This window comes from Roseibium sp. (assembly GCF_965233565.1).
Lineage (GTDB): Bacteria > Pseudomonadota > Alphaproteobacteria > Rhizobiales > Stappiaceae > Roseibium.
Map to the genome: position 1 here is coordinate 5,649,644 of NZ_OZ247494.1, position 25,999 is coordinate 5,675,642.

Sequence of the window (25,999 nt, forward strand, 5' to 3'; positions counted from 1 at the left end):
AGCGCGTGAAAAACCGACCTCGCATCAGTCGATTTTGCGACAGTCAGTCGTTGGCCCTGCCGCTGACAAACGGAGCCAGCAGGCCATAGCCGGTTCGCGTCATTTCAAAGGCCAGGCCCAGGCGTTCGGCAGCCCGGCGGGCGGCGGCCTCCAGCTCCGGATCGTCGGTCTGGGCCATATAGAGAACGCGGGTGTAATGGCCGAAATACATGTCTCTGAGATGCGGGTGCCAGTCGAGACCGAGAGGCTCGATCACCATGGTCTGGAAATGGCGCGCCAGAAAATCGGTCAGGTAGAAGGTCCCCAGCTGGTCTTCTTCCAACTGGTCGAAGGCTTCGATCCCGGTGAAGAAGGCATAACAATGCGCACCTTCGATGCGGCGTGCGCCGGTTTCTTCCAGTACAACGTCCAGCAATCCGCCGGTGCCGCAATCGCCATAGGCGACCAGAATGTCGGAATAGACATCGCGGTTCATTAAGATGACGCGGCGGACTTCGTCGGGGATCTTGTCAGGGGTGTTGTGCAGCTGGGCCGGCAGGCAGGTCAGGTCGACATGGTCGAGCTGATTGGCCTTGCGGATCGCGATGATTTCGCGGGCCAGTGCGCCGCAGGCAATAACAAGGACGCGGCCGATCTTGTCGTTCGCGTCCCCTTCGGTCTCGATCGGAAAGAGAGGCTCGCCCGCCCGCATGTCGGCAGCCTCCCGAAACACCGTTCGTCAGCCCCGGTTGGCGAGCTGGTTGTGGCGGCGGGCGATGAGGTCCTTCGCCATTTCCACGGCCACGGCGGCGTCACGGCAATATCCGTCGGCGCCAACCGCTTCGCCGAATTCCTCGTTGAGAGGAGCACCGCCGACGAGCACGATATAATCGTCGCGCAGGCCCTTGGCCTTCATTTCATCGATGACGACTTTCATGTAGGGCATGGTCGTGGTCAGAAGCGCGGACATGCCGAGAATGTCCGGCTGGTGCTCTTCAAGGGCGGCGAGGTAGTTTTCGACCGGATTGTTGATGCCGATGTCGATCACTTCGAAGCCGGCGCCTTCCATCATCATGGACACCAGGTTCTTGCCGATGTCGTGAATGTCGCCCTTGACGGTGCCGATGACCATCTTGCCGACTTTCGGGGCACCGGTTTCGGCCAGCAGCGGCCGCAGGATGCCCATGCCGGCCTTCATGGCGTTGGCGGACAGGAGCACTTCCGGCACGAACAGGATGCCATCGCGGAAGTCGATGCCGACGATACGCATGCCTTCGACCAGCGCCTTGGTCAGGATGTCATAGGGAGCCCAGCCACGCTCAAGAAGGATGTTGACCGCGTCCGTGATTTCTTCCTGAAGACCGTCATAGAGGTCGTCATGCATCTGTTCGACAAGTTCGTCATCGGACAGGGAGGCGAGATCGATATCTTCTTCGTCAGACATGGGGTAGCTCCACCAGGGCGCGCGACAAGCGCGTAAGGGCCATCAATTAAGGAAAAACCTTATGCCTCAAGCCGGTTTTGCCGATATCTCCAAAGCGACACGGCAAGTCGCTTACGCGACAGGGAAGCGATACCGGCAACTTTGTGAAAAAGTGTGAGCCGAGTCGGGAAAGAATTGTAGCTGTCTAAACTTACGGGGTAGGAGCGACAGCCCGATCGCCGAAAAGAAAAGGGCGGATCTTGCGATCCGCCCGAGTTAGCTGTTCTGGTCCGGACGAGATCAGAACAGCCCTTCAATCTGACCTTGCTCGTCCAGCTTGATGTGGTTGGCCGAGGGCACGCGCGGCAGGCCGGGCATGGTCATGATTTCCCCGCAGATCACCACGATGAAGCCGGCGCCGGCCGACAGGCGCACTTCGCGCACCGGCAGACTGTGGCCGGTGGGCGCTCCGCGCAGCTGCGGATCGGTGGAGAAGGAATACTGGGTCTTTGCCATGCAGACCGGCAGGTCGCCGAAACCGTCGGCTTCCCAGCGCTTGAGCTGGTCGCGGACGGACTTGTCCGCAAGCACTTCGTCGGCGCGGTAGATGCGCTTGGCGATGGTCTCGATCTTTTCAAACAGCGACAGGCTGTCGTCATAGAGCGGGGCAAACTGTGCCGCGCCGCTTTCAGCAAGTTCGGACACGCGCTTGGCAAGCTCTTCCGTGCCGGCGGAGCCGTTGGCCCAGTGGGTTGCCAGGATCGCGTCGACACCGAGCTCGGCGCAGTAGTCCCTCACGGCCTGCACTTCAGCTTCGGTGTCGGCGGTGAAGTGGTTGATGGCGACAACGGCCGGGACGCCGAACTGCTTGACGTTCTCGATATGGCGGCCGAGGTTGGCGCAGCCGCTGACGACCGCGTCGACATTTTCAGCGCCGAGGTCTTCCTTGGCGACACCGCCATTCATCTTCAGGGCCTTGATCGTGGCGACGATCACCACGGCGTCCGGCGACAGGCCGGCCTTGCGGCACTTGATGTCGAAGAACTTTTCAGCGCCCAGGTCAGCACCAAAGCCGGCTTCGGTAACCACATAGTCTGCCAGTTTCAGGGCCGTCTGTGTGGCAACGACGGAGTTGCAGCCATGGGCGATGTTGGCGAAGGGGCCGCCGTGGATGAAGGCCGGGTTGTTTTCCAGCGTCTGCACCAGGTTCGGCTGCATGGCTTCCTTCAGCAGAACGGTCATCGCGCCATCGGCTTCCAGCTCGCGTGCGGTGATCGCGGTGCGGTCGCGGCGATAGGCAACGATGATGTCGCCGAGACGCTTCTGCAGGTCGTCCAGGTCGGTCGCCAGGCACAGGATCGCCATGATTTCGGAAGCCACGGTGATGTCGAAGCCGCCTTCGCGCGGGAACCCGTTGGCAACGCCGCCGAGCGAGCAGACGATTTCGCGCAGGGCCCGGTCGTTCATGTCGAGCACACGGCGCCAGGTGACGCGGCGCTGGTCGATGCCCAGCTCATTGCCCCAGTAGATGTGGTTCTCGATCAGAGCGGCCAGCAGGTTATGTGCGGAGGTGATGGCGTGGAAGTCACCGGTGAAATGCAGGTTGATGTCTTCCATCGGCACGACCTGGGCATAGCCACCACCGGCCGCGCCACCCTTCATGCCGAAGCAGGGGCCGAGAGACGGTTCACGCAGGCAGATCATGGCGTTCTTGCCGATCTTGTTGAGGCCGTCGCCAAGGCCAACCGTCGTAGTCGTCTTGCCTTCACCGGCCGGCGTCGGGTTGATCGCGGTGACCAGGATCAGCTTGCCGCTGTCGCGCCCGTTGAGGCTTTCGATGTAGTCCCCGGAGATCTTTGCCTTCGTGCGGCCATAAGGCAGCAGGGATTCCTCGGGAATGTTGAGCCGCTCACCGATCTCCTGGATCGGTTTCATGCTGGCTGCACGGGCAATTTCGATATCGCTGGCCATGGGTTCTCTCTCCGGAGCGTTGCCAAAATTCAGGTGTCAGGAATACGCCTTTCCGGCGACCCGACATTGGTCAGAACGCTATGGGAAGGCACGGTGGTTGAGATGTTCCGAATGCGACAGGATGCGCCCCGGAAACGACGAGAGGCTCGGTCCGCACGATTGCGCGGGCCTTTGACAGAAAAAACCATCAGACACCGGACTGCAAGACGGCAGCGGAGCAGGCGCTCAATTCTCTCTTTGCGACATCAGATTTCGCTGCGCTGCAGCATTGACAAGAGCCGGACACGCGCCAGATTCGAGAGGTGAGACGGCCGGCAGGAGGCGGCTGTTTGCTCAAAGGATTTGGAAGATGGCGGCAAGTGACGAAAGCCCGGCGCAGGAGGCGATCTTTGCCGCCGAGGCGATGGTTGATCTCGGTCCCTACATGCTGCTTGCCGATGCCGAGCTCAACATTTTCAGCATCTTCGATGATCTGAAATACGACCGCTCCGATGCCGACATGATGAGCCCGCCAATGCGCCGTCATGCCGTCCAGACGCTCGACAGATTGGGTTTCCGGCAAACGTCCGGATCGGTGATGCACCACAAGCCTCGGGATCTGTTCTGTTACATCCCGAAACCTCAGGTCCTGGGAGCCTCTCCCTTTGATGTGACGCGCTATACACCGAAGCGGGACCAGGATTATTACGTCCTGACCCCGACGCAGACCGCGTGCCGTTTGATCGATACCTATCCGTGCGAGCTGGCGGTTGAAAAAGTCGTCTCGCTGATCTGGAAACAGCCGATCAATCTCTATCGTCTTCTGGACTATCTGGAAAAGAAACCGGCCCATGAGGCCATACGGCCGGCCCTCGGTTTCTTCAAATCGGAGCAGCGCAAGGCCGTCCAGTCAGAGCCGCTTTGCCTGAGGCGCGCGCTCCGTTGACGGAGGGTACGTTTTTCAGGCACTTCGCGTGCGACGATGTTCTTATCAATGCAGACTCAGCAGCACTTCAATATCCCGCTGAGAGAGCGAGGCCAGCAGGGCTTTCTCGTCGGCATTGAGTGCGGCACCGTTCTGGATGCTCTTGTGTATCAGCAGCGCGATCGCGCTTGTGGGCTGGTAGTAGAGATCCCCATGCGTGCGGCTGATGTCGTGAAGCAACCTGTCGATCAGCTGCTTGCGTTTGACAGAGTCCAAGTCGATCCGCTTGTCCTGCAACACCTGACATCCGTCCTCTGATTGACCGCATATTACCCTTGCATCGACAAGTAGGGCACGCCAGAACCAATTCCACATGTCAGCTTCATTGATTGCGGTGCACCACAGAACCAAGGGTGACAATCCGCTCGTTTCCGGAGATCCTCGCAGGGCCATGACAGATTCCGATATTCTCTCCCGCTTGCCCGATCGCCTGAAAAAAGCCCGCCGCGCCCAGGGACTTTCTCTGGAGGCGGTGGAAAAACTCTCCGGTGTCTCCCGTTCCATGGTCAGCCAGATCGAGCGCGGCGAATCCAATCCGACCGTTGCGACCCTTTTGAACCTGACCCGCGCTTTGAATGTCGACTTTGCCGGCCTCCTGGGCGAAGAGGCTGCGGAAGACCGTGTCGAAATCCTGCATGAGCACCAGACCCCGGCACTGGACCGGGCAGGCGATGGCTGCAAGATCCGCATCCTCTCTTCCCCACAGGATACAGGGCGCTTTGAAGTCTATGAACTGATCTTTGCTGCAGGTGGCAAGCTGGAAAGCAAGCCGCATGAGCGTGGCACCCGCGAACAACTGGTTGCGGAGGAAGGCCGGCTGGAGGTTACCTCCGGTGTCGCCAAGGGCCTGATTGGGAAGGGCGACACCGCCCGTTACGCCGCGGACGTCCCACATTGCATCGCCGCCGTCGACGGCCCAGCGCGCGCCATCCTGATGGTGGTGAAGTTCTGACAGCGACAATGCGGCCGCCTTCAACGGCGGCTTTACGGCACCTTGCTGCTATCCCGCCGGCAAAGGCGCCTCCGGCCAGTCTTCCGTCACTTCCGCCTGGACCGGCCGGTCCAGGTAGGTGGTCAGGACAACATAGCTGCGGGTCGCCCGGACGCCGGGCAGGGCATAGACCTGCGCCAGGAACTTTTCCATGGCGTCGGCATTGGCGGTGCGGACCTTCAGGATGACGCAGCAGTCGCCGGTGACCGAATGCAGTTCTTCCACTTCGGGGAAATCGCGCAGTTTCATCATGCGCTCGCTCTTGCCCCAGCCACTGGCATCGACATGGACAAAGGCCAGAAAAGGCTTGCCGACGGCCATCGGATCAATCTCCGCCGCGGTACCGGAAATGGTTCCGGCTGCGGTCATGCGCTTGACCCGGTCATGAACGGCGGGGGCCGAGAGGCCGACCTTGCTGCCGATATCTGCATAGGTCTGGCGTGCATTGGCCACCAGCTCGCCTAATATTCTTCGGTCAAACGCGTCTAGAGCACGCGTTGCTGCCCTGTTCTGCTGAATGATTTCTCTATTTGATGACATTCGGCATTTTCCGTGTTGCTGAAAATTTTGTTCAGCTTCATGGTCTTCTGCAGAACATCATTCAGCAAGGAAAATTTGCCATGCAGCAGCGGATCATCGATCCGGTGGACGGGATCTATGCGGCCACGCCGGACTATGTGCATGCCCTGGAGGTCAGAAATCCGGATAGGTTCCTGTTTGTCAGCGGCACGATGGGCCTTGAGCCCTGCGGCAGGGCACCCGCGACGCTGACCGGGCAACTGGACCTGATCTGGAACAATCTCCGACGGATCCTGGTCGAGGCCGACATGAGCACCGATAACATCATCCGGGTGACGAGTTATCTCGGCGACCGAGAGTTTGCCGAAGCGAACCAGACGGCCCGGCTGACGGCGCTGGGCAAGCGCCGGGTGCCGACCACCGCGATCGTGGTGGAGACGCTCCAGTCAGACTGGCTGGTCGAGGTCGAGATCATCGCAGCGGCCTGAGGCCGATAGCCCCCCTTTGCACGGAAGGACCCCCTCATGCCGCTCGACACCTACCTGATTTTCCTGATGACCACCGCCGTCGTCGTTTTTTCACCTGGCGCCGCCTCGGTCACCGTTGCCACGCAAGGGGCCGCGAATGGCGGCCGGCGTGCCCTTTGCGGTGTTGTCGGGATCGCTTGTGCCAATGCCGTGTTCTTCGCGTTGTCGGCAACGGGTATTGCGTCGCTGATCCTGGCCTCGCACATGGCGTTTTCGGTTATCAAATGGGTTGGGGTGGCCTATCTGGTCTGGCTTGGCCTGACGGCGCTCCTGTCGCGGGGAGGGGCAATCCGCGTTCGGAAGGGCAAGAGGCGTTCCAGCCTTTCCGTACTGTTTGTGCAAGGCTTTGTGGTTGAATTCGCCAATCCCAAGGCGTTGCTCTATTTCGCTGCCATCCTGCCACAGTTCCTGGACCCGGAGGCTGCCATTCTGCCGCAAATCCTGATCATGGGCGGGACCACCTTCCTGATCGACCTGACATCCTACAGTGCCTACGCCTTTCTGGGTGACCGTCTCACACGAGGCGGATTGAAGGACTGGGTGGTGAACCTGATCAACAAATGTGCCGGTGCCGCATTGCTTTATGCCGGGTTCCGTATGGCAAGTGTCACGGTCACGCGGTAGGGCACCGATCCTGACGACATGGAGCTCAGGTCTTAAATTTCCGTCATATCGGAATTCGCATCTTTTATTACGAATAAAAATCCGGCATAGTGGATGAAAGATCCATTTTGCCGGAGAATGCCCCGTGTCCGATGCTTTCCTGTCGCATATTTCCGAGACCCTCAAGGAAATCGAAGCCGAAGGGCTTTACAAGCGCGAACGGCTGATCACCTCGCCGCAAGGCGGAACCATCACGGTCGGTGGGCGCGAGGTGGTCAACCTGTGCGCCAACAACTATCTGGGACTGGCCGACCACCCGGCCCTGGAAGAAGCCGCCCGAAAGGCCCTGGAACCCAAGGGTTACGGCATGGCTTCGGTCCGCTTCATCTGTGGCACACAGGACATTCACCGGGAGCTGGAACAGCGCCTGGCCAAATTTCTCGGCAAGGACGACTCCATTCTGTTCGCAGCCTGTTTCGACGCCAATGGCGGCCTGTTCGAGCCGCTTCTCGGACCGGAAGACGCGATCATATCGGACGCGCTTAATCATGCCTCCATCATTGACGGCATTCGCCTTTGCAAGGCCAAGCGCTATCGCTATGCCAATTCCGATATGACGGATCTTGAGGCCAAGTTGAAGGAAGCGCGCGAGGCCGGTGCCCGCCATATCATGATTGCCACTGACGGTGTCTTCTCCATGGACGGCTATCTGGCGAAGCTGCCAGAGGTGACGGCTCTGGCCAGGAAATATGATGCGGTTGTCATGGTCGACGATTGTCACGCGACCGGCTTCATGGGGCCGAAAGGCGAGGGCACGCCGGCGCATTTTGGTGTTGATGTCGACATCCTCACCGGAACCCTCGGCAAGGCGCTGGGTGGCGGCATCGGCGGCTACATTGCCGGCCCGCAGCCGGTGATCGATCTCCTGCGCCAGCGGGCACGACCTTATCTCTTCTCCAACTCCCTGCCGCCGGCCGTTGTGATGAGTGGCCTGGAAGCTATCCGTCTGGTGGAAGAAGGCGATAACCTTCGCAAGACCCTGTTCGAAAATGCCGGTTACTGGCGCGCCGGACTGGAAAGTCTGGGCTTTACGCTTCTGCCGGGTGAACACCCGATCATTCCGGTGATGCTGGGCGAAGCCAAGCTGGCGCAGGCCATGGCTGCGAAACTGTTCGAGGAAGGGGTCTACGTCTCCGGTTTCTTCTTCCCGGTGGTGCCGCGCGGACAGGCCCGCATCCGAACGCAAATGAATGCGGCGCTCACCCGTGCGGATCTCGATCGGGCCCTGGATGCCTTTGAGAAAGCCGGCAAGGCGACGGGAGTTCTGTCATGAGCAGCAACCAGATGAAGGCGCTTGCCAAGTCCGAGCCACGGGAAGGCCTCTGGATGACCCGGGCTCCGGTGCCGGAAATCGGTCCGGACGACGTCCTGATCCGCATCAACAAGACCGGTATCTGCGGCACCGACATTCATATCTGGAACTGGGACGACTGGGCGGCGAAAACCGTTCCGGTGCCGCTGATCACGGGCCACGAGTTTGCCGGTGAGATCGTTGAACTCGGCAGGAACGTCACCGATCTGGAAATCGGTCAGCGCTGCTCGGGCGAGGGGCACCTGATTGGCAAACATTCCCGACAGTCCCGCGCCGGCAAGTTTCACCTGGATCCGGAAACCCGCGGCATTGGCGTTAATGAGCAAGGGGCTTTTGCCGAATATCTGCGCCTGCCGGCATTCAACGTCGTGCCGCTGCCCGATGAGATCGATGACGAGATCGGTGCCATTCTCGACCCGCTCGGCAACGCGGTTCATACCGCGCTCAGTTTTGACCTGGTCGGCGAAGACGTCCTGATCACCGGTGCCGGCCCGATCGGCATCATGGCGGCTGCCGTTGCCCGTCATGTCGGTGCCCGCAACGTCGTCATCACCGATATCAACCAGGCCCGGCTCGACCTGGCCACCAAGGTTGCCGATGTTGTGCCGGTGAATGTTGCCGAGGAAGATCTGAAGGGCATCGAACAGCGGCTCGGCATGAAGGAAGGCTTCGATGTCGGCCTGGAAATGTCCGGCAACCAGGTGGCTCTCGATCAGATGGTGGAGAACCTGGTGATGGGAGGCCGCATCGCGCTGCTTGGCATTCCTCCGGGCAAGTCCCCGGTCGACTGGTCGCGCATCGTCTTCAAGGCGATCACCATCAAGGGCGTCTACGGCCGGGAAATTTTTGAAACCTGGTACAAGATGATTGCCATGCTGCAAAACGGTCTCGATGTCCGCAACGTCATCACGCACCGCTTCGGCGTCGATGACTTCGAAGACGGTTTCGCTGCCATGAAATCAGGCGAAGCCGGCAAGGTTGTGCTGAGCTGGCGCTAGACGAGACAGGTCCAGATTGGCGCCTTCTGCGGACAATTGGCGCTATCTGCTGATGAATGGCGTGATCCGCGAGTGAGTTGGTTGGCGGCGGCACATAACTTCAGATCCGACATCACGGATCTGGAGAACGTCTGATGACCGCGAAATTTCAAAAAACAGCCCTGGTGACCGGTGCATCTTCCGGAATGGGCAAGGACATGGCGTTTCGGCTGCTCAACGAAGGCTATGCCGTTTATGCCGCCGCGCGCCGTCTGGAAAAAATGCGCGACCTGGAAGAGGCAGGCGCGCATATCATCGAAATGGACATCTCCAGGGATTCCGACATTGTTGCTGCGGTGGACAGGATCCGGCGCGAAGCAGGTGGCGTCGGCGTCCTGGTCAACAATGCCGGTTTTGCGGTTTATGGAGCAATCGAAGACACACGCATCGAAGAGGCGCGCTATCAGTTCGAGGTCAACCTCTTTGGTCTCGCCCGCCTGACGCAATTACTCCTGCCGGACATGCGCGCCCACAAATACGGCAAGATCGTCAATGTCAGCTCGGTCGGCGGCAAGATCTACTCCCCTCTGGGAGCCTGGTATCACGCAACCAAACATGCTCTGGAAGGCTGGTCGGACTGCCTTCGTCTCGAGGTCGAACAATTCGGCATCGACGTTGTGATCATAGAGCCGGGGCTGATTGAAACCGAGTTCGGCGACGTGATGAGCCAACCCATGCTGCAAAGATCCGGCAAGGGCGCTTATGCAAGTCTGGCGCTGGCCAATGCAAAGGCTTTTGACGCCGCCTACAAGGATGGCGTCGGCTCACGCCCTGGTGTGATTTCGACCTTGCTGATGAAGGCCATTCAGACGGCGCGCCCAAGGACGCGCTACCATGGCGGCAAGATGGCCTCTATGATGCTGTTCTTTCGTCACTGGCTGCCGGATCGCGGCTTCGACCGCCTGATCACCAGCCAGATCAGGCGCATGTTGAAAGAGGTGCAGGTCTCGTCCGGATGAAACAACCCGCTGCGAAATTCACCATCGATATCGGTTGGGCCGGTTTGCTGGAAACACTCGGCGTCAAGACCGAGGATCTCCTTCGACATGCCGGTCTGCCGCAAGGCCTGTTGTCACAGGCAAGCCCGCAACTGGATTCCGAAGCCTATTTCCGGCTCTGGTCGAGCCTGGAAGATTTGATGGATGTGCCCGAGATGGCGCTGACCATCGGAAAGGCGTTGACACCGGAGGGGTTCAGTCCGCCGCTGTTTGCCGCATTTTGCAGTCCCAATCTCAAGGTCGCGTTGGAGCGTCTGAGCACCTACAAGCCGCTGATCTGCCCGATGACCATGACGCTTGCAGAAGAAGACGGTCATGTTTCCCTGACACTGAACATGGCCGACCACTGGGAGCTGCCGACATCCTTCGTACTGATGGAAAACGTGTTTCTGGTTCATCTGGCGCGCCTGGCAACCCGTCGGGAAATCCAACCGGCCAGGGTGGTCCTGAGGTCACCGCCCGACGCCCTGTCGGCCTACCGCTCCTTCTTTGGCGTCTCCGTGAGCCAGGGCGACGTGAACAGAATCGTGTTTCGCAAGGAAGACACGGAAATTCCGTTTCTCAGCGTCAACAACGCGATGTTCGAAGTCTTTGAACCGGTCTTGAAAAAGCGGCTGTCCGAACTTGAGCAGGACGCAGCTCTTCGTGATCGTGTGCGGGCAGCCCTGACGGAGATGCTCGCCGGCGGACAGTCGGGCATCGCCGATGTTGCCGACCGGCTTGCCATGAGCGCACGCACCTTGCAGCGCAAACTCTCTCAGGAGGGCACCAGTTTTCAGGAAATCCTGAACGAGGTCCGGACAGACGTGGCCAGGATCTATCTGACCAAAACCCGCTATTCGAACGCGGAAATCGCGTTTCTGCTCGGTTATGACGACCCGAATTCCTTTATCCGCGCATTTCACGGCTGGACCGGAGCGACACCCGATGCGAGCCGTCAGGCTGCCCGGATTTCGTGAGCCGGCACGTTGCGTTTCGGCGCGTTGCCGAGGCGATTGCAATCCTGGCGGTTAAATCTTTCCTAATCAATTGAGAGCACTGTGGTTTCCCTGTAACCCGGGTGAACCATGCGTCCCGCAGACAAAAAGAACGCAGTAACCTATCCAAAACTCAGCGGACCGCATATTTGCGTCGGCGCCGGGCAGCAAGCGCTTGACCTTGCGCAAAAGAGCCTGCAAAGCGCCGCCGAGCTGCGTGGCGGCAAGCTCAGCAAGGCAGATATCGCAGCCGTTTTCGAGTTTATTGCGGCCTCTCCCGGCCTTTTCGACATCTACCGGTCCAATTATGAGGCCTGTGGCAAGATCCACAAACGTCAGCCGTTCGTGGGGGCCAACAAGGGCTTTTTTGCCATTTCCGTCCTGCGGTTTCTGTGTTTTGACATCGTGCGCAAGGTGTTCGAGCCGCAGATCAAACGCAGTGACAGCGCCTGGGAAATGGAGTTTCTCCACGCCTTCAGCGACTATATCGCCCGGACGGCCGACGAGAAATTTGTCGACAGCCTGTCCGACGCCTATCGCAAGCTGGCCAAGGCCCACGGCAACGGCATCACGGCGGTCACGATCGCCAATGATGAGACGATCCAGGAAATCGTTCGCCGCGCAGCCAGAAAGTTCCCGAAAGAACATCTCGACTATGTGAATTTCTCCAATGCCGTGAACAAGGCGCTGTCGGACAAGTACGAGAATTACGGTCCGTCACCGATCAAGGTGTCCGAACCGGTGATCGAGCAATTTTTCGAGGCCATGCGGGACAAGACCAAGGCCAACTACTTCCGCAAGATGGTGCTGGGCAAGGTCCGTCGGCCAGTCGCCGGCCTTTGAGGAACCACACCTCTTTCCTTGACGCCTGACCGGAACCTTCCTCCTCCGGTAACCAAGTTTTCTATTAATACTCGAAATGAGCAAATGCCACTTGTAAATGCTCAAAGTGAGTATTACTGTTTGGTCGAGCCGAGGAGTTCGGTTCACAAGACCATCAATTCGGGGGAGACCTGAATGTCCCGTTATCACTACGGCGTCTTTGTCGGACGCTTTCAACCGCTGCATATCGGCCATGAAGCCGTTGTGCGCGCAGCTCTGGAAGAGGTCGACACCCTGATCGTCCTGATCGGATCCTCGGCCCAGGCCCGGACGCCGCGCAATCCTTTCACATTCGAAGAACGCGCCGAGATGTTTGCCAAGGTGTTCAAACACGAACTGGCAACCGATCGCCTGGTCTTGAAGCCAATCCCGGATCATCCCTATTCCGACGCGGCCTGGTGTGCAGAGGTGCAAAGGGCCGTCAACGACACGGTGCTTGCCCACTACAATCGAGGCGGTGTGGTCCTGCATGGGCTGGATGACATCAGGATCGCCCTGGCCGGCTATGGCAAGGATCGAACCAGCTATTACCTCAAACTGTTTCCGGAATGGGGAAACGTCCAGCTCTCCAGCCAGTATGGAACCTTCTCCTCCGCAGATGTTCGCAAGCAGCTGTTCCAGCGCATACCGGTGATTTCGAGATCCGTGCTCTCCGACGAGGTCGCGGATTGGCTCGAGACCTTCGCGCTCAGTGAAACCTTTCGCGGGCTCCTGGAAGAGGCAGAGTTTCTTGAAGCCTATCCGAAAGAGTGGGGACGGGGACCGTTTGTGACAGTCGATGCAGTTGTCATTCAGTCCGGAAACATCCTGCTGGTCGAACGCGGACAGGCGCCCGGCAAGGGCCTGCTGGCCTTGCCGGGCGGCTTTCTCGATCCGCGCGAAAGCATTCGCGACGCTGTCATCCGGGAGCTGAAGGAAGAAACATCCATCAGCGATCACAAGGGCGAAATCCCGCCGGCCATGCTGGCGTCCTTCATCGACGGCACCAGGAGCCGGGTCTTCGATCATCCGGATCGCTCGCTCAGGGGGCGCATCATCACCCATGCGTTCCTGTTCCGCCTGCCCGAACGGCGTGAGCTCTTTTCGGTGACCGGCGGCGACGACGCGCAATCGGCAAACTGGTACCGGCTGGGTGACCTTGAACCGGAACGGTTCTTCGAAGACCACTGGTCCATCATCAGCCTGATGGCTGAGCTCTAGATAGACGCTGCAAGGGAGCCTTGCAGCCGGCACAACAAGTCAGGTGAGGAGTTCACAATGACAAATCCACTTCTGGCAACAGACAGCTACAAGCAGTCCCATTACAGACAATACCCGCCCGAAGCGCAGCAGATCTCCGCTTATGTCGAGGCGCGAGCCAATCCATTCTCCAAGAACGTCCTGTTCTTCGGGCTTCAGGCCTATCTGAAGAATGTCTTGCTGAAGCCGATCACAGCGGCAGATATCAAACAGGCCGAACGGGTTTGCGCGGCTCACGGCGTGCCGTTCAATCGCAAGGGTTGGGACCAGATCCTGAAGGATCATGACGGCCTGTTTCCGCTCGAGATCAAGGCCTTGCCGGAAGGCACGCTGGTTCCAAGTGGTGTGCCGCTGGTTCAGGTAACGAATACCGATGCACGCATGCCCTGGCTGACTACCTGGATCGAGACGGCCCTGTTGCGGTCCGTCTGGTACCCGTCGACGGTCGCAACCCTCTCCTTCAAATGCAAGGAGATCATCTATCGCGGGCTTCTGGCAACATCGGATGATCCGGACGCCCAGGTTCCGTTCAAACTGCATGATTTCGGTGCGCGCGGCGTGTCTTCGGCGGAAAGCGCTGCGCTCGGCGGCATGGCGCATCTGGTCAATTTCGCCGGTACGGACACGATGGAGGCGCTTGAAGCGGCTTCAACCTTTTATGGCGCCGACATGGCAGGTTTCTCCATTCCGGCTGCAGAGCACTCGACCATGACCAGTTGGGGCCGAGACCGTGAGGAACAGGCCTATGCCAACATGCTGGATCAGTTCGCGGACCCCGGAAAACTGGTGGCCGTCGTTTCGGACAGTTACGACATCGACAATGCCGTTGAGACTCTTTGGTGCGGCAGCCTGAAGGAGAGGGTGCTCAGCTCCGGCGCAACCGTCGTGATCCGGCCGGACTCAGGTGATCCGGTGGCGACGCCGCTCCGGGTTCTGGAAACGCTCTGGACCCATTATGGCGGTACGACGAATGGCAAGGGCGCGCGGGTTCTCAATCCCGCAATTCGCCTCATCCAGGGGGACGGCATGACGCTGGAAAGCATCCGGCACCTGATTGAGGCGCTGGTCGACAGGAACTGGTCCGTCGACAACATCGCCATGGGCATGGGGGGCGGCCTGCTGCAGCAGCTCAACCGCGACACCATGCGCTTTGCGATGAAAGCAAATGCCATGCGCACCGCAGACGGGACCTGGACCGATGTTGCCAAGAACCCGGCCTCGGACCCCGGCAAGGCGTCCAAGGCCGGACGGCAGGCCGTCATTGAACGCAGCGGCCGGCTTACGGCTGCCAGGAGCGATCAGGTCCTGGCGGACGAAGATCTGCTTCAGGTCGTTTACAGGAATGGGGAGCTGGTGAAGGACTGGTCCTTCGAGGAGGTCAGACAGCGGGCGCAGAACGCTTTGCTTTCCGCAATCTCTTGAGCGTGTCCCTGAAGGGCAAGGCGGGCGGCCGGGTCAGGCCGCCTGCAACCAGTCGGCCTCGAACGTGACTTTGGAGCAGCCGGAAAACCTCGCCATGCGTTCCAGTTCAGCCTGCAGTTTTGCAAGGCGGCCCTTTGACGTCCTGACACCCTGTTCCGGCCAATAGGCACGCACATGCAGTCGGTCTTCGCCGCGCAGGGATTTCATGTCGATCCGGCCGATCAGTCTGTCGCCCTCCAGCACCGGGAAGACGTAGTAGCCGTATTGGCGCTTGGCTTCAGGTACGAAGATCTCGATCCGGTAGGAAAATCCGAACAGGCGTTCCGCGCGTTTGCGGTCCCGCAGGGCCGGGTCGAAAGGGGAAAGGATCCGCACGCGGGTTGGCGGGGCCGGCAGGTCGTCCAGCGTGTCCAGTGTCTCAGGGAACATGAACACTTTCCGGGCGGTACCATCGACGCAAGCAACTTCGGCTTCCATGATAGTGCCCGCGGCAAGCGCGGCCCGGCACCAGGTCTTGGCCTCGTCCGGTGTAATCAGGTCCCAGAACGCCGCGATCTCGCCCGATGTCGCGAACCCGAGGCGCTCCAGGGCCGATCTGGCGGCCCAGTCGACCGTCTCGTCCGCGTCATGGTCATGACCGAGATGGTGGGAAGGGATGACCCTTTCGGTCAGGTCATAGATCTTCTGGAAATTCTTGCGCCCGGCAACGGACACCTCGCCGCTCCGCCACAGGAATTCAAGCGCTGCCTTGGACGGGTGCCAGTTCCACCAGCCGCCACTGTTGCGCTTCTCGTCCTCGCCGACTGTTGCGGATGTCACGGGGCCATGGTCGCTGATCTGCTTCAAAATAGCGTCGATCTTGCCTTCAAAGCCGTTGTTGTGCCAGTTCCGCCAGCGCGTGATCAGGTTCTCTTTGTCACGCGCAAAGCGCAGTCGCCAATGACGAAAAAACTCGGTCGGTATGACCGAGGCGTCGTGGGTCCAGTGTTCGAACAGATGCCTGTCGCGTTCCATCAGCAGCCTGAGGTTCTTTTCCTTATACGCCGGTCGGCGCGCGGCCAGAATCATGTGATGGGCGCGGGCAACCGTGTTGATGCTGTCAAGCTGAACAAAACCGATCTCATCGATCACGGCAAAAAGGTCGTCTCCCTTGCCGCTGCCTTTGGGGGCGCTGGCGAGACCGTGTTTATCCAGGAAAAGGCGCCGCGCAACATCGTTCGGCAATCGGGGTAGGGCAGAAGGTGTCATGCCGGGACGTTAGCACTTTCGAAATGGGGGTAAAGATGCGAACGGACTTATTGTCATTTTTACCAGAATATTCATCTAAGGCTGTAATGTAGGACAAATTCAACCGCAATACTCGTATTGCGTGTTTCTTTTTCGTTGACCTGATCGCTTGTTCAGTTTCACTATATGACCGTGTCGAATTCGGGCTAGTCAAAATTTACATGAAATATTTCAAGGCCTTTCAGCTGCGAGTGAGCCTGCTTGCCTTCCTTTTATACTGCGCCCAGTATCCTGGGGTTGCCTTGGCTGAGGTGGAAACCTGCACGCAGGTGAAACTGAACGGGTCGGGTGTCTGGTATCCGGTCTCCATGCGCCAGAAGACCCAGGATGTTCTGGGGGGCGTTTTTCCCGAACTCGCCGGTGACATTTTTCAAACCTTGGACACGCCAGTCGAGATTGGGCCGGACATGCCTTGGAATCGGTTGTTGACGCTCCTGGAAAGCGGCAGCTACGACGTGCTGGCCGGCGCTTATTTCACCAAGCCGAGGCAGGAAAAATTCGGTGTGAGCCAGGCGGTGATGACGGAAGAAGTCGGCGTATTCATTCGCAAGGGTCTTTCTGATCGGCCGAAGACGCTTGAGGATCTTGTTGGTCTGCGTGGCGTCGTGCCTTTTGGCGCGAGCTTTGGCGAGGACTTTGACAATTTTGCCGCAGACAAGCTGACCATCGATCGCCAGCCGGTGGATGAGCCGAACACCTACATGCGTCTGCTGATGGAAGACAAGGCAGATTATCTCGTCATCGCCCGCCAGGACGGTGCCATGATGATCTCGGAGGCTGATGCTGGTGATCATGTGGTGGAGCTGCCCTGGCCGGCGGCGGTCAACACGCTGCACTTTCTGTTTTCCAAGGCAACGCCCTGCATTGCGTTGCTGGAGCGGTTCAACGCCGTGTTGGAAGCAAGGAAGGCCAGCGGTGCACTTGAGGCCTTGATCAAGCTCCACCAAGTGTCGGAAGGTGACGGCTAGCCGAGATACTGTCTACGCGATCAGGGGGAGATGTGTCGGAATTGCTGTTCACCGATCCGGCCATTGCGCTGATTGCGATCCTTGTTTTCCTGGGTGCCGGTATCATCAAGGGACTCGTCGGCTTCGGTCTGCCGACGATCGGGCTTGGCCTGATGACGGTCTTTGTCGGAGTTGAAAAGGCCATGGTCCTGATCCTTTGGCCGGCTTTTCTTACCAACTTCTGGCAGGGACTGTTTGGAGGCCATCTGCGCAGCCTGCTGGGCCGCCTCTGGCCATTTCTGATCAGCTCGGTTCTCATGCTCGGAGCAGGTACACTAATCCTCACCAAACTGCCGGAAGGGGCTGCCGACGTCCTGCTGGGCCTCTTGATGATTGCCTATGCCGTCCCCATGCTTGCCGGCGCGCTTCTTGTGCTGCCGGCAAGGCTCACCACCTCCGTCGGCATTGCAACCGGGCTCGTCAACGGTGTTCTGGCCGGGCTCACAGGATCCTATACCGTGCCCGGCGTCATGTATCTGCAGGCCATCGGTCTACCGAGAGACCAGTTGATCCAGGCCATGGGGCTTCTGTTCTTGCTATCCACATTGGCGCTGGGGGCTTCGCTCGGCAGCTTCGGTCTTGTTGGAGGCCGCGAAGTCATAACATCGCTGGCGCTTTGCATTCCGGCGCTCAGCGGCGCGTGGCTGGGGCAGACAATACGCAGAAATGTGTCGGAAGCTGCCTTTCGCCGCCTTGTTCTGGCGGCCATCCTGTTGCTCGGTCTCTATCTGCTGCCGCTCGGCGCCTGGCGACTGATGGCATGAGGCGAGGGTGAGCGGGCATTCTTCGGTGCCAGGGGGCAACGAAAGAGCAGTAACAGAAAACGCCGCGGCAGGCCGCGGCGTTTGAAGCAGACTTTGAACTGTTCAGACCTATTTTGCGACCAGCCGCATCGGCGTTGCGGTCCCGACACCCGACGTCGACTTGGTGTTGGCCCACTGGTAGGACTGGCGCTCCTCGGTCGGCGTGCACAGGAAGCGCTCGCGGTAGCACTTGGTGAAGTGCGAGGTGGACGCGAAGCCGCAGGCAAGGGCCACATCAAGCACCGGCCGGCTGGTCCGGCGCAGGAGGTCACGGGCGGTTTCCAGACGCAGGCGCAGGTAATACTGGCCTGGCGTGCAATTGAAATGGCGGCGGAACAGCCGTTCGAGCTGGCGCGGCGACAGGCTGACTGTCATGGCAAGCTGCTGGCAGCTCAGCGGATCCTCGATATGCAGGTCCATGATCCGGATGGCATCCAGGATCTTGGCGTTGGAAATGCCCGTGCGCGCCTCGATGTCGTGGCGCTGTGCGGATTCACCGGAACGCATGTTCTGGTAAAGGGCCACTTCGGCGACTTCATGCGCCAGATAAGCGCCATGCTGGATCGCGATCAGGCGCAGCATCATGTCGAGGGAGGCCATGCCGCCGGCACAGGTGATGCAGTTTCGGTCGATCGCAAAGATGTCGGAGGTAACTTCCACATCCGGAAACTCTTCGCGCAAGGAACGCAGGTTCTCCCAGTGAATAGTGCAGCGGCGACCATCAAGCAGATTGTAGCGGGCCAGCAGATAAGCGCCCGTGCAGATGGCGCCGAAGGTGCGGCCCATGGCATTCAAGCGGCGCAATTTGTTGCCCAAATCGGGGTCGAGGGGCAGCCGTTCGACATCAATACCAGTACACAGAAGTGTAATATCTGCGTCGTTAAGCTCACGAATAGACTTTTTTACTGCAACTTCGCAGCCGTTGCTTGCGACGACTGAATTCCCGTCAAGGGAATAAGTCGTCCAAGCGTAATATTCGCGGCCAAGCAATCGGTTTGCTATACGCAGCGGTTCGATCACGCTTGCAAATGCGTTCATGGAGAAGCGGTCCATGAGCACGAATGCTATGGACTGGCCTGATTCATCGTGTGCGCGTCCGGACATTTACTTTGCCTCATTGGAAGGTATTATTGAAGCTTGTCTTTGCTTTGCAGTAAGTTTTGCATTTTTTATTTGTCTGTCAAATAAAAAAATCAGAAGGGGTAATCTTTCTTGGGAGTGTCACATTGATGGTGAAGGCGCGTTAAACCCGATCATCCAAATACGAAACATTTCGTTGGCTGCGGTCGTCTAACAGGCGGCCCGCTCAATCCTGCGTTCCGTAAAGTGAGTATGATTGAAGATCGCCTCTGAATTTGTCTCCCCAGCGCCGTGTGCAGGGACACGATCATGGGAACCCTTGAAGACCTGGCAGGGGCTTGCTGTCGCCCGCGTCGAGGGTGGGGCGCACGTATGATTACAGCGGAGGTTGCGTTAGGGTGGCGGCGGCTCTCTGCGATTGCATCAACGATCAGGCCGCAGCCTGAAGCATGTTGCACGCCAAACAAGAGTATGAAGCAGGAGCAGGAGGCGCATGAGGTGTCCTATTCGCCTGACCTTAAGATGCAGTCTCGGATATGTGTGCCCAAAGTTCAAAAAGGAGCTCGGAAAATGACTTGGTCTCGGTATCCCTTAGAGCTGCTTTCAATGGCGTTGTCACTTGGCATTGTCCTTGTTCTTTCGCCGGCTGCCAATGCCGAAGGCCGGCTTGGAAGGGAGGAAGACAGGCCAATCGAATCCTCGGATTTGAGGGGAGAGTTGGAGGCCAATTCTCTCAGCAATGATCAGGAGCGCCCGCTTGCAGGTGGCCTCACAGCCGAGGAACCGGAAGACGTTTTGGACCGAAGGGTTGACCGTGGAGAAATCGACCGGAAGCTCGGCAAGGAAGACATTCATGCTTGCAAGGATGGCGTATTTTGCTCTCCGTTTTAGCACAGCGTTTCTCTGCTTGATCCGTGTTGGCTCGGTAGCGGCGGTCTGTCTTGAACCAGCAAACTTCTGGTTCCTGACTTCCTGAACGGGGATTTGTTCTGCTTGCTGAAGTGGTCCGGGCGGCGTATGCATCGCTGATCAGGAGCGCCGGTCAGCGGCAATGACCCAAAACCTGACCAAAAATAGAATGATTTTTTTGCCCTTTGGCGATTTAGTGGATCCGCGTTGCTTCAAGTCAACGTCCGAGTGATGCTACATGGGGCACAATCCAAAGTGTGCGACGATTTACGGACCCCGACTGAAATGAATGTACTTGCCAAACCAGCTGACCTCGAAGCAGCCGCTCCGGCCGGCGTTTTCGTGGAAGAAGTGAAAACCGTCCAGCATTATACCGACCGGCTTTTCCGCTTCCGCATGACACGCCCGGCGAGCTTTCGCTTCCGTTCGGGCGAATTTGTGATGATCGGCCTGATGATCGACGGCAAGCCGTTATACCGCGCCTATTCGATTGCCAGCCCGGCCTGGGATGAAGAGCTTGAGTTCTTCTCCATTAAGGTGCCGGACGGACCGCTGACGTCGCATCTTCAAAAGATCCAGCCCGGCGATGCGGTGCTGATGAAGAAAAAGCCGACCGGAACCCTGGTAAACGACGCGCTCATCCCGGGCAAGCGGGTCTACATGTTCTCTACCGGCACAGGTATCGCACCCTTTGCCAGCCTGATCCGGGATCCCGATACCTACGAGAAATTCGACCAGGTGATCCTGACCCATACCTGCCGCGAGGTGGCCGAGCTGAAATATGGCGAAGACCTGGTGCAGGAAACGATCAACGATCCGCTCATCGGCGAATTCGCCAAGGACAAGCTGGTCCATTACACCTCCGTCACCCGTGAGGACTTTCCGCGCAAGGGCCGGATCACCGATCTGATCAAGTCCGGCAAACTGTTTGAGGATCTGGGCGTTCCGCCGCTCGATCCCGCTGTCGACCGGGGCATGATCTGTGGTTCCATGGACATGCTGCGCGACACCAAGGCTCTGCTGGAAGAAGCAGGTCTGAACGAAGGCGCCAACAACAAGCCGGCCGAGTTCGTCGTGGAGCGCGCCTTCGTCGGCTGAACCTCGACGTTCATTGAGAATCACAAGGGCCGGAGAGATCCGGCCCTTTTTGCATTTTGGCCGAAGGAAAGGTTTTCCGGCGGGTTCAGGCGTATTTTTTCCGGTTAAATCAACACTTAACAGCGCTTATCTGTGGACCATGACACGTTCACCCGCGGTATCAATATCAACCGCTTAGGGCTTGCAATAGGCTCGGCAAAATGACTGTTGAAAGCAGGGGCGCTTCGATAGAATTGCCATTTCGGTTTGGGTAACCCGACATGAAAATAATTGCTGAGCTAGGCATCAACCATCGCGGCTCTTCCGAGGTAGCCGAACAGTTGATCGACATCGCTGCGGAGGCCGGTGCCTGGGGCGCAAAGTTTCAGTACCGTGCCCGGCAAGGATTTTACCAGGCTACCCATGAGATCGGTGACGAAATCCTGAGCCGGGAAATAGACGAGTCCTACATGGCGCCTGACACCATGTTGCAACTCGCGGAGCGTATTCGGGCGCGCGGAATGGCCGCCGGGATCAGCTTCTTCAAGTTCGAGGATGCGGATGACTTCGGGGACCGCATTCACGAATTCGATTTCTTCAAGGTGCCGTCAGCTGAACTTCTCAACGAGGAGCTCATTTTCGCCATTGCCGGACTTGGCAAACCGATCATCCTGAGTACGGGAGGTCATGGCGAAGACGAGATATTGCGATCGATCCAGACAACACGGTCGATCCCCGACATCAGCTACCTCCACTGTATCTCGAACTACCCGGTCCTGCTTGGCAATCAGCAGATGCGGTTCATCAAGACACTTAAGGCGCATACCCAGGCGCCTGTCGGCTATTCGAGCCACGACCAGGACTGGGAGGTGTGTCTCGTCGCTGCGGCCAATGGCGCCAGTGTGTTCGAACGTCATCTGACCATGGACAAGAATGGGCGGGGCATAGACGACAGTTCTAGTTCCGATCCCGAGGAATTCCGCCGTTTGTGCAAACTATTGAACGCCTTTGAAAGTGTTCAGGGAACAGGGCGCCGCGAGATCAACCAGGGCGAGCGCATCAACATGCAGAATCTCGGCTCGTCGCTCTATGCCAGCCGTCACATCGCTCCCGGCGAGGTGGTTTCTGCGGACAACACCGTGGTCAAGGCGCCGCGCAAGGGGTTGACCTGGACGGAACTGAAACAGCGCAGCGACAAAGCCGTCAAACGACCTGTTGCCGCCGGAACGGCCCTCTCGGAGTTGCACTTTACAGATGCCAAGGCGCCTCTGGAGCCAGCTCTGATCGCGTTTTGCGACGAAAACCAGTTGTCGATCCCGTTGCGTTTGCACGATGCCAGGGTGCTGCAATCAAGGTTTCCCATCCAAAACAACGAGCTGCACCTGTCCTATGAGGAAGTTGCCGCCTTTGGCCGCGATATGTCGGGTGAACTTGCTGGGCTCGACCATCGCCGGCACTATTCCATTCACATTCCGGACTATATCGACAGCAAGACGCTGATTGATCCGCTTGCGGACGACGATCGCATTCGCGAAGGAAGCCGGAAGGTTATCTCGACCTGCGTGGACCTGGCTCTTGAACTCGAGACCAGGACCGGTGCACCGGTTCCTATTGTCGGGAGTTTCTCGCGTTTGAGACCGGAAGGCAAAAGGCAGACCTACCGGGAACTGAAGACTTATCTTGAGGAAGCCGGTCAGCGGCGAGGGGCACCGATCTATCCGCAATGGCTGCCACGCATCGCCTGGTATTTTGGCGGTGCCGATGTCCTCGACATGTTTTGCGGCGAAGACGATATCGACATCATCGTCGAAATCGGAATGGAACTGTGTCTTGATCTGTCTCACCTGATCCTGTCTGCCAACTACGCCAGGGCGGACTGGCATGCCTGGTGCGACCGGCTCCTGCCGTTTGCCCGGCATATTCACATTGCCGATGCTGTGGGAATTGACGGCGAAGGGGTAGAATTCGGTCAGGGAGACCTTGGAGACCCGGCTGCCTACCTGGTCGGCCCCCAGCGCAAGGTCCTGGAAGTCTGGCAGGGCCACCTGTCAGAGGGCGACGGTTTCGACAACGCCATCCGGCAACTAGGAGGAAAACATGGCTAAGGTGCTTATCACCGGGATCTCCGGGCAGGATGGTGCATTCCTGGCACGGTCATTGATTGAGCGCGGCGATGAAGTCTGGGGTGCGATGCGGCGGGGATCCACCTCCAAGACCGGGCGTCTCAAGGAACTCGGAATTCGCGAAAAAATAAAGTTCTGCACGCTCGAGGTGACTGAGTTCGCCAATGTGCAAAGCGTTCTGAACGAGATACGGCCTGATTTTATTTTCAATCTGGCCGCCCAGAGTTTCGTTGCCGACAGCTTTCAGTTTCCGCACTACACGTCGGATGTGAACTACATGGGCGTCCTGAACATTCTGGAAGCCATGCGCCTTTTGAAACTGGACGCGAAGCTTTATCAGGCCTCGACGTCTGAGATGTATGGCGACGTTCTGGAAAAGCCACAGACGGAAAAGACGCCTTTCAACCCGCTTAGCCCCTATGCGGTGTCAAAGCTTGCGGCGCATTCCATCGTCGTGAATTACCGTCAGGCCTACAATATGTTTGCCACCTCCGGCATCCTGTTCAACCACGAATCCGAGTTGCGCGGGTATGAATTTGTGACCCGCAAGATCACCAGCTGGCTTGCACGCATCAAGCTGCAGGATGCGGAGGCAATGCCGCTTGGCAACCTGAGCAGCGTGCGTGACTGGGGCTATGCGCCGGAATACACCGATATGATGGTCAAGATGCTGGATCATGACAAACCGGATGATTTTGTCATTTCGACAAATACCGAGTACACGGTTCGCGATTTTCTCTACATGGCCGCACAGGAAGTCGGCTTTGATCCGGTGCAGGAAGGTGAGGGGCTGGAAGAAAAGTGCCTCGACCGAAAGACCGGCCGGCAGATCGCTTATGTGGATCCGCGATATTTCCGGGCATCTGACGTGGTCTATCTGCGCGGCGACAACAGCAAGGCACAGGAAGTACTTGGCTGGAAGCCGGAAATTCTGGCACCCGATATAGCCAGACGCATGGCGATCTATGATCTGAAGAAGGCCGCGATCGGCATGCCTGGGCTCTAGCGGGCCTGGTGAACAGTGAGACAATTTGGTCGGCATCACGCCAGCTGAAAAAACGGGTAGGAAAATCTGATATGGGCAACGCAATTGCGATTGTTCCCGCCCGGGGTGGCTCCAAAGGCATCCCTGGCAAGAACATCAAGCCGTTTCTCGGATTGCCTCTCGTCGCGCATTCCGTGAAGGCGGCGCAGGCCGCAGAAACCGTCTCTCATGTGATCGTGTCCAGCGATGACGAGGCGATCCTTGAGACCGCCCGGTCTCATGGGGCGATCGGTTTGCTCAGGCCAGCGGAGATTTCCGGCGATGAAGCCTCTTCAGAAGCGGTAATCCTGCATGCCCTGGAGGGCCTGGAAATCTGCGCATCTGCCGAAACAATCGTGATGTTGCAATGCACGTCTCCGCTGACGACGCCGGAAGAGATCGATCTGGTCGTACGCGAACGGGAGCGACTTGAGGCCGACACAGCCTTTTCCGTGGTGGAGGTGCATGTGTTTCTCTGGGAAGTCGCGGCAGATGGCACCGGGCTTGGCATCAATCACGACGCGACAAAACCCAGACAGCGCCGTCAGGACAGGCCCCGGCAATTTCGGGAAACCGGTGCGATTTACGCTTTTTACAGAGAAGGCTTTCGCGCGGCCGGGCAACGTTTCTTCGGCAAGAGCGTTCCGGTCATTTTGCCGAACGCCACGGAAATCGATCTGGACACTCCGCGGGACTGGCTCACACTGGAAGCATATGCCTCCGCCTTGGTCGGTCGGGAACCATAACCGAATTCGGTAAATCTTTGATCAGGAAGAAAGAATGAACAACATATTTGAGACGTTGTCCCAAATTGGTGTGGCTTCCATCGAAAACAGAGAACTCTTTTCACAAGGTACACGTGACCTGAAGGATCTCAATGTCTATCGGGATCGCATTTCCGGGGTCATCTACATTGACGAGCACTTCGGTGGTGAAGAGATTTACAAGGATGCGCAGTACCGGAAATCCGACGGACCGAGCAAGACCGAGACGCGCAGCTACGAGCTGACGCTGGATGCGGAACGCCGCATTGCGGATTACCGCGCTTATGTTGCAGGAAAGAGGATTCTGGATTTCGGATGCGGCGACGGTGGCTTTTTAAAGGCCTTTCAAGGGACTGCCACTTATTGCTGCGGTGTTGAATTGCAACAGGATTATCTCGAAGCGCTGAATGAGGAGGGAATTCCCTGCTTTTCTTCACTCGATGCCGTGCCGCAGGAAAGCATTGACACTGTTGTCTGTTTCCACGTGCTTGAGCATCTGCCGCAACCCCTGCCGGTGCTGCAGGAGATGATGCGCGTGCTCAGGCCAGGTGGCACAGCTGTTTTTGAAGTGCCACATGCCAACGACTTTCTGCTGGCCTATCTCAAGAACCAGGCCTTCAAGTCCTTCACGCTCTGGAGCCAGCACCTGGTGCTGCACACGAGGGAGAGCCTGATGCGTCTGCTGCAGGTTGGCGGGCTGGACCAGGTCGTGATTGAAGGCGTGCAACGCTATCCGTTGTCCAACCACTTGACCTGGTTGTCGGAGGACCGTCCGGGTGGACACAAGTCTTCATTGGCGGCAATCGACACGCCCATGCTTGTCGAGGCTTATGAGGCGGCCCTCAATCGCATCGACGCCAACGACACGCTCGTCGCAATCGCGAAGAAACCTGGCTGAACTCGTCGGACGTGGTATCCGGGCGACGGCCTGGCCCGCAGGATGCAGGAAAAGCGCCAGGTGATGCAGGCCGAGCCGGGGTAAGGACCGCCATGTGTCCTGCCGGGTTCGATGAGGGAGAAA

27 protein-coding genes are annotated in these 25,999 nt (G+C 58.4%); 19 read left to right on the forward strand and 8 right to left on the reverse strand.

All coding sequences use genetic code 11. From position 1 onward, the window contains the following. Positions 1–43: 43 nt before the first annotated feature. From ACO6TG_RS25740 to ACO6TG_RS25750, 3 genes are all read right to left on the reverse strand, one after another. A complete protein-coding gene (locus ACO6TG_RS25740) occupies positions 44–691 on the reverse strand; it encodes a DUF1638 domain-containing protein (protein ID WP_422375808.1) in 648 nt (215 codons plus the stop codon). A 27-nt stretch (positions 692–718) separates the two neighbouring features. Then, on the reverse strand, positions 719–1,423 hold the full coding sequence (locus ACO6TG_RS25745) for a corrinoid protein (protein ID WP_094070193.1): 705 nt from the start codon (positions 1,421–1,423) through the stop codon (positions 719–721). A 279-nt stretch (positions 1,424–1,702) separates the two neighbouring features. Then, the gene (locus ACO6TG_RS25750) at positions 1,703–3,373 is read right to left on the reverse strand and encodes a formate--tetrahydrofolate ligase (RefSeq protein ID WP_422375809.1); all 1,671 of its coding nucleotides are present in this window, start codon (positions 3,371–3,373) and stop codon (positions 1,703–1,705) included. Between the two features lie 349 nt (positions 3,374–3,722). Between ACO6TG_RS25750 and ACO6TG_RS25755 the strand changes: the two genes are divergently transcribed. Next, complete coding sequence (locus ACO6TG_RS25755) at positions 3,723–4,298, forward strand: hypothetical protein (RefSeq protein WP_422375810.1); 576 nt, start codon at positions 3,723–3,725, stop codon at positions 4,296–4,298. Positions 4,299–4,343: 45 nt separating this feature from the next. On the opposite strand, the gene ACO6TG_RS25760 is transcribed toward ACO6TG_RS25755, so the two are convergent. Continuing rightward, complete coding sequence (locus ACO6TG_RS25760) at positions 4,344–4,553, reverse strand: hypothetical protein (RefSeq protein ID WP_422375811.1); 210 nt, start codon at positions 4,551–4,553, stop codon at positions 4,344–4,346. A 175-nt stretch (positions 4,554–4,728) separates the two neighbouring features. Between ACO6TG_RS25760 and ACO6TG_RS25765 the strand changes: the two genes are divergently transcribed. After that, positions 4,729–5,289 (forward strand): helix-turn-helix domain-containing protein, encoded by a 561-nt coding sequence (locus tag ACO6TG_RS25765; RefSeq protein ID WP_422375812.1) that lies wholly within the window; start codon positions 4,729–4,731, stop codon positions 5,287–5,289. 48 nt (positions 5,290–5,337) lie between these two features. On the opposite strand, the gene ACO6TG_RS25770 is transcribed toward ACO6TG_RS25765, so the two are convergent. Continuing rightward, the gene (locus ACO6TG_RS25770; RefSeq protein ID WP_422375813.1) at positions 5,338–5,868 is read right to left on the reverse strand and encodes an Lrp/AsnC family transcriptional regulator; all 531 of its coding nucleotides are present in this window, start codon (positions 5,866–5,868) and stop codon (positions 5,338–5,340) included. An 80-nt stretch (positions 5,869–5,948) separates the two neighbouring features. Here ACO6TG_RS25770 and ACO6TG_RS25775 point away from each other — a divergent pair, with 80 nt between their 5' ends. The 9 genes from ACO6TG_RS25775 to ACO6TG_RS25815 all read left to right on the forward strand — a co-directional run bounded on the left by ACO6TG_RS25775 (position 5,949) and on the right by ACO6TG_RS25815 (position 14,904). Beyond that, complete coding sequence (locus ACO6TG_RS25775) at positions 5,949–6,335, forward strand: RidA family protein (protein WP_422375814.1); 387 nt, start codon at positions 5,949–5,951, stop codon at positions 6,333–6,335. A 36-nt stretch (positions 6,336–6,371) separates the two neighbouring features. Continuing rightward, on the forward strand, positions 6,372–6,998 hold the full coding sequence (locus ACO6TG_RS25780; RefSeq protein WP_422375815.1) for a LysE family translocator: 627 nt from the start codon (positions 6,372–6,374) through the stop codon (positions 6,996–6,998). 124 nt (positions 6,999–7,122) lie between these two features. Next, positions 7,123–8,310: a glycine C-acetyltransferase gene (locus ACO6TG_RS25785; protein WP_422375816.1), complete on the forward strand. Its 1,188-nt coding sequence runs from the start codon at positions 7,123–7,125 to the stop codon at positions 8,308–8,310. Further along, entirely contained in the window at positions 8,307–9,347 is a 1,041-nt protein-coding gene (tdh, locus tag ACO6TG_RS25790; RefSeq protein ID WP_422375817.1) for an L-threonine 3-dehydrogenase, read from the forward strand. The genes ACO6TG_RS25785 and tdh overlap by 4 nt, the downstream gene beginning before the upstream one ends. A gap of 134 nt (positions 9,348–9,481) precedes the next feature. After that, positions 9,482–10,345: an oxidoreductase gene (locus tag ACO6TG_RS25795; protein ID WP_422375818.1), complete on the forward strand. Its 864-nt coding sequence runs from the start codon at positions 9,482–9,484 to the stop codon at positions 10,343–10,345. Continuing rightward, positions 10,342–11,343 (forward strand): AraC family transcriptional regulator ligand-binding domain-containing protein, encoded by a 1,002-nt coding sequence (locus tag ACO6TG_RS25800; protein WP_422375819.1) that lies wholly within the window; start codon positions 10,342–10,344, stop codon positions 11,341–11,343. The genes ACO6TG_RS25795 and ACO6TG_RS25800 overlap by 4 nt, the downstream gene beginning before the upstream one ends. Before the next feature lie 108 nt (positions 11,344–11,451). Then, positions 11,452–12,204, forward strand: coding sequence for a hypothetical protein (locus ACO6TG_RS25805; RefSeq protein ID WP_422375820.1), 753 nt, complete (start codon positions 11,452–11,454; stop codon positions 12,202–12,204). A gap of 174 nt (positions 12,205–12,378) precedes the next feature. Beyond that, positions 12,379–13,443 carry an NUDIX domain-containing protein gene (locus ACO6TG_RS25810; RefSeq protein ID WP_422375821.1) on the forward strand — a complete coding sequence of 355 codons (1,065 nt, stop codon included), beginning with the start codon at positions 12,379–12,381 and terminating at the stop codon, positions 13,441–13,443. A 57-nt stretch (positions 13,444–13,500) separates the two neighbouring features. After that, the gene (locus ACO6TG_RS25815; RefSeq protein WP_422375822.1) at positions 13,501–14,904 is read left to right on the forward strand and encodes a nicotinate phosphoribosyltransferase; all 1,404 of its coding nucleotides are present in this window, start codon (positions 13,501–13,503) and stop codon (positions 14,902–14,904) included. A 33-nt stretch (positions 14,905–14,937) separates the two neighbouring features. Here ACO6TG_RS25815 and ACO6TG_RS25820 read toward each other — a convergent pair whose 3' ends face one another. Then, on the reverse strand, positions 14,938–16,152 hold the full coding sequence (locus tag ACO6TG_RS25820; RefSeq protein ID WP_422375823.1) for a winged helix-turn-helix domain-containing protein: 1,215 nt from the start codon (positions 16,150–16,152) through the stop codon (positions 14,938–14,940). Between the two features lie 290 nt (positions 16,153–16,442). On the opposite strand from ACO6TG_RS25820, the gene ACO6TG_RS25825 reads away from it, so the two are divergent. Beyond that, complete coding sequence (locus tag ACO6TG_RS25825; protein WP_422378954.1) at positions 16,443–17,159, forward strand: substrate-binding periplasmic protein; 717 nt, start codon at positions 16,443–16,445, stop codon at positions 17,157–17,159. Positions 17,160–17,191: 32 nt separating this feature from the next. Further along, positions 17,192–17,962: a sulfite exporter TauE/SafE family protein gene (locus tag ACO6TG_RS25830; protein WP_422375824.1), complete on the forward strand. Its 771-nt coding sequence runs from the start codon at positions 17,192–17,194 to the stop codon at positions 17,960–17,962. A 108-nt stretch (positions 17,963–18,070) separates the two neighbouring features. Here the strand turns inward: ACO6TG_RS25830 and ACO6TG_RS25835 are convergent, their stop codons facing one another. Then, positions 18,071–19,105, reverse strand: coding sequence for a GlxA family transcriptional regulator (locus ACO6TG_RS25835; RefSeq protein ID WP_422375825.1), 1,035 nt, complete (start codon positions 19,103–19,105; stop codon positions 18,071–18,073). Here ACO6TG_RS25835 and ACO6TG_RS25840 point away from each other — a divergent pair. Further along, positions 19,053–19,295 carry a hypothetical protein gene (locus ACO6TG_RS25840; protein WP_422378973.1) on the forward strand — a complete coding sequence of 81 codons (243 nt, stop codon included), beginning with the start codon at positions 19,053–19,055 and terminating at the stop codon, positions 19,293–19,295. The two genes, ACO6TG_RS25835 and ACO6TG_RS25840, sit on opposite strands and share 53 nt — an antisense overlap. Before the next feature lie 401 nt (positions 19,296–19,696). On the opposite strand, the gene ACO6TG_RS25845 is transcribed toward ACO6TG_RS25840, so the two are convergent. Continuing rightward, positions 19,697–20,104, reverse strand: coding sequence for a hypothetical protein (locus tag ACO6TG_RS25845; protein WP_422375826.1), 408 nt, complete (start codon positions 20,102–20,104; stop codon positions 19,697–19,699). A 171-nt stretch (positions 20,105–20,275) separates the two neighbouring features. Here ACO6TG_RS25845 and ACO6TG_RS25850 point away from each other — a divergent pair, with 171 nt between their 5' ends. The 5 genes from ACO6TG_RS25850 (at position 20,276) to ACO6TG_RS25870 (ending at position 25,876) form a co-directional block, all read left to right on the forward strand. Beyond that, a complete protein-coding gene (locus tag ACO6TG_RS25850; RefSeq protein ID WP_422375827.1) occupies positions 20,276–21,088 on the forward strand; it encodes a ferredoxin--NADP reductase in 813 nt (270 codons plus the stop codon). 260 nt (positions 21,089–21,348) lie between these two features. Continuing rightward, positions 21,349–23,172 (forward strand): N-acetylneuraminate synthase family protein, encoded by a 1,824-nt coding sequence (locus tag ACO6TG_RS25855; protein ID WP_422375828.1) that lies wholly within the window; start codon positions 21,349–21,351, stop codon positions 23,170–23,172. Then, positions 23,165–24,196, forward strand: coding sequence for a GDP-mannose 4,6-dehydratase (locus ACO6TG_RS25860; protein ID WP_422375829.1), 1,032 nt, complete (start codon positions 23,165–23,167; stop codon positions 24,194–24,196). Before ACO6TG_RS25855 ends, ACO6TG_RS25860 begins: the two co-directional genes overlap by 8 nt. 71 nt (positions 24,197–24,267) lie before the next feature. Beyond that, complete coding sequence (locus tag ACO6TG_RS25865; protein ID WP_422375830.1) at positions 24,268–24,960, forward strand: cytidylyltransferase domain-containing protein; 693 nt, start codon at positions 24,268–24,270, stop codon at positions 24,958–24,960. A 34-nt stretch (positions 24,961–24,994) separates the two neighbouring features. Beyond that, positions 24,995–25,876 carry a class I SAM-dependent methyltransferase gene (locus ACO6TG_RS25870; RefSeq protein WP_422375831.1) on the forward strand — a complete coding sequence of 294 codons (882 nt, stop codon included), beginning with the start codon at positions 24,995–24,997 and terminating at the stop codon, positions 25,874–25,876. The last annotated feature ends 123 nt before the right edge of the window (positions 25,877–25,999 follow it).

Coding starts and splice junctions, on each gene's coding strand:
- ACO6TG_RS25840 (WP_422378973.1), top strand. CDS start 19,053: ATGAGCACGAATGCTATGGACTGGCCTGATTCATCGTGTGCGCGTCCG.
- ACO6TG_RS25860 (WP_422375829.1), top strand. CDS start 23,165: ATGGCTAAGGTGCTTATCACCGGGATCTCCGGGCAGGATGGTGCATTC.
- ACO6TG_RS25870 (WP_422375831.1), top strand. CDS start 24,995: ATGAACAACATATTTGAGACGTTGTCCCAAATTGGTGTGGCTTCCATC.
- ACO6TG_RS25805 (WP_422375820.1), top strand. CDS start 11,452: ATGCGTCCCGCAGACAAAAAGAACGCAGTAACCTATCCAAAACTCAGC.
- ACO6TG_RS25855 (WP_422375828.1), top strand. CDS start 21,349: ATGAAAATAATTGCTGAGCTAGGCATCAACCATCGCGGCTCTTCCGAG.
- ACO6TG_RS25850 (WP_422375827.1), top strand. CDS start 20,276: ATGAATGTACTTGCCAAACCAGCTGACCTCGAAGCAGCCGCTCCGGCC.
- ACO6TG_RS25845 (WP_422375826.1), bottom strand. CDS start 20,104: ATGCATACGCCGCCCGGACCACTTCAGCAAGCAGAACAAATCCCCGTT.
- ACO6TG_RS25835 (WP_422375825.1), bottom strand. CDS start 19,105: ATGTCCGGACGCGCACACGATGAATCAGGCCAGTCCATAGCATTCGTG.
- ACO6TG_RS25765 (WP_422375812.1), top strand. CDS start 4,729: ATGACAGATTCCGATATTCTCTCCCGCTTGCCCGATCGCCTGAAAAAA.
- ACO6TG_RS25745 (WP_094070193.1), bottom strand. CDS start 1,423: ATGTCTGACGAAGAAGATATCGATCTCGCCTCCCTGTCCGATGACGAA.
- ACO6TG_RS25750 (WP_422375809.1), bottom strand. CDS start 3,373: ATGGCCAGCGATATCGAAATTGCCCGTGCAGCCAGCATGAAACCGATC.
- tdh (WP_422375817.1), top strand. CDS start 8,307: ATGAGCAGCAACCAGATGAAGGCGCTTGCCAAGTCCGAGCCACGGGAA.
- ACO6TG_RS25755 (WP_422375810.1), top strand. CDS start 3,723: ATGGCGGCAAGTGACGAAAGCCCGGCGCAGGAGGCGATCTTTGCCGCC.
- ACO6TG_RS25815 (WP_422375822.1), top strand. CDS start 13,501: ATGACAAATCCACTTCTGGCAACAGACAGCTACAAGCAGTCCCATTAC.
- ACO6TG_RS25820 (WP_422375823.1), bottom strand. CDS start 16,152: ATGACACCTTCTGCCCTACCCCGATTGCCGAACGATGTTGCGCGGCGC.
- ACO6TG_RS25770 (WP_422375813.1), bottom strand. CDS start 5,868: ATGTCATCAAATAGAGAAATCATTCAGCAGAACAGGGCAGCAACGCGT.
- ACO6TG_RS25775 (WP_422375814.1), top strand. CDS start 5,949: ATGCAGCAGCGGATCATCGATCCGGTGGACGGGATCTATGCGGCCACG.
- ACO6TG_RS25810 (WP_422375821.1), top strand. CDS start 12,379: ATGTCCCGTTATCACTACGGCGTCTTTGTCGGACGCTTTCAACCGCTG.
- ACO6TG_RS25800 (WP_422375819.1), top strand. CDS start 10,342: ATGAAACAACCCGCTGCGAAATTCACCATCGATATCGGTTGGGCCGGT.
- ACO6TG_RS25740 (WP_422375808.1), bottom strand. CDS start 691: ATGCGGGCGGGCGAGCCTCTCTTTCCGATCGAGACCGAAGGGGACGCG.
- ACO6TG_RS25865 (WP_422375830.1), top strand. CDS start 24,268: ATGGGCAACGCAATTGCGATTGTTCCCGCCCGGGGTGGCTCCAAAGGC.
- ACO6TG_RS25795 (WP_422375818.1), top strand. CDS start 9,482: ATGACCGCGAAATTTCAAAAAACAGCCCTGGTGACCGGTGCATCTTCC.
- ACO6TG_RS25780 (WP_422375815.1), top strand. CDS start 6,372: ATGCCGCTCGACACCTACCTGATTTTCCTGATGACCACCGCCGTCGTC.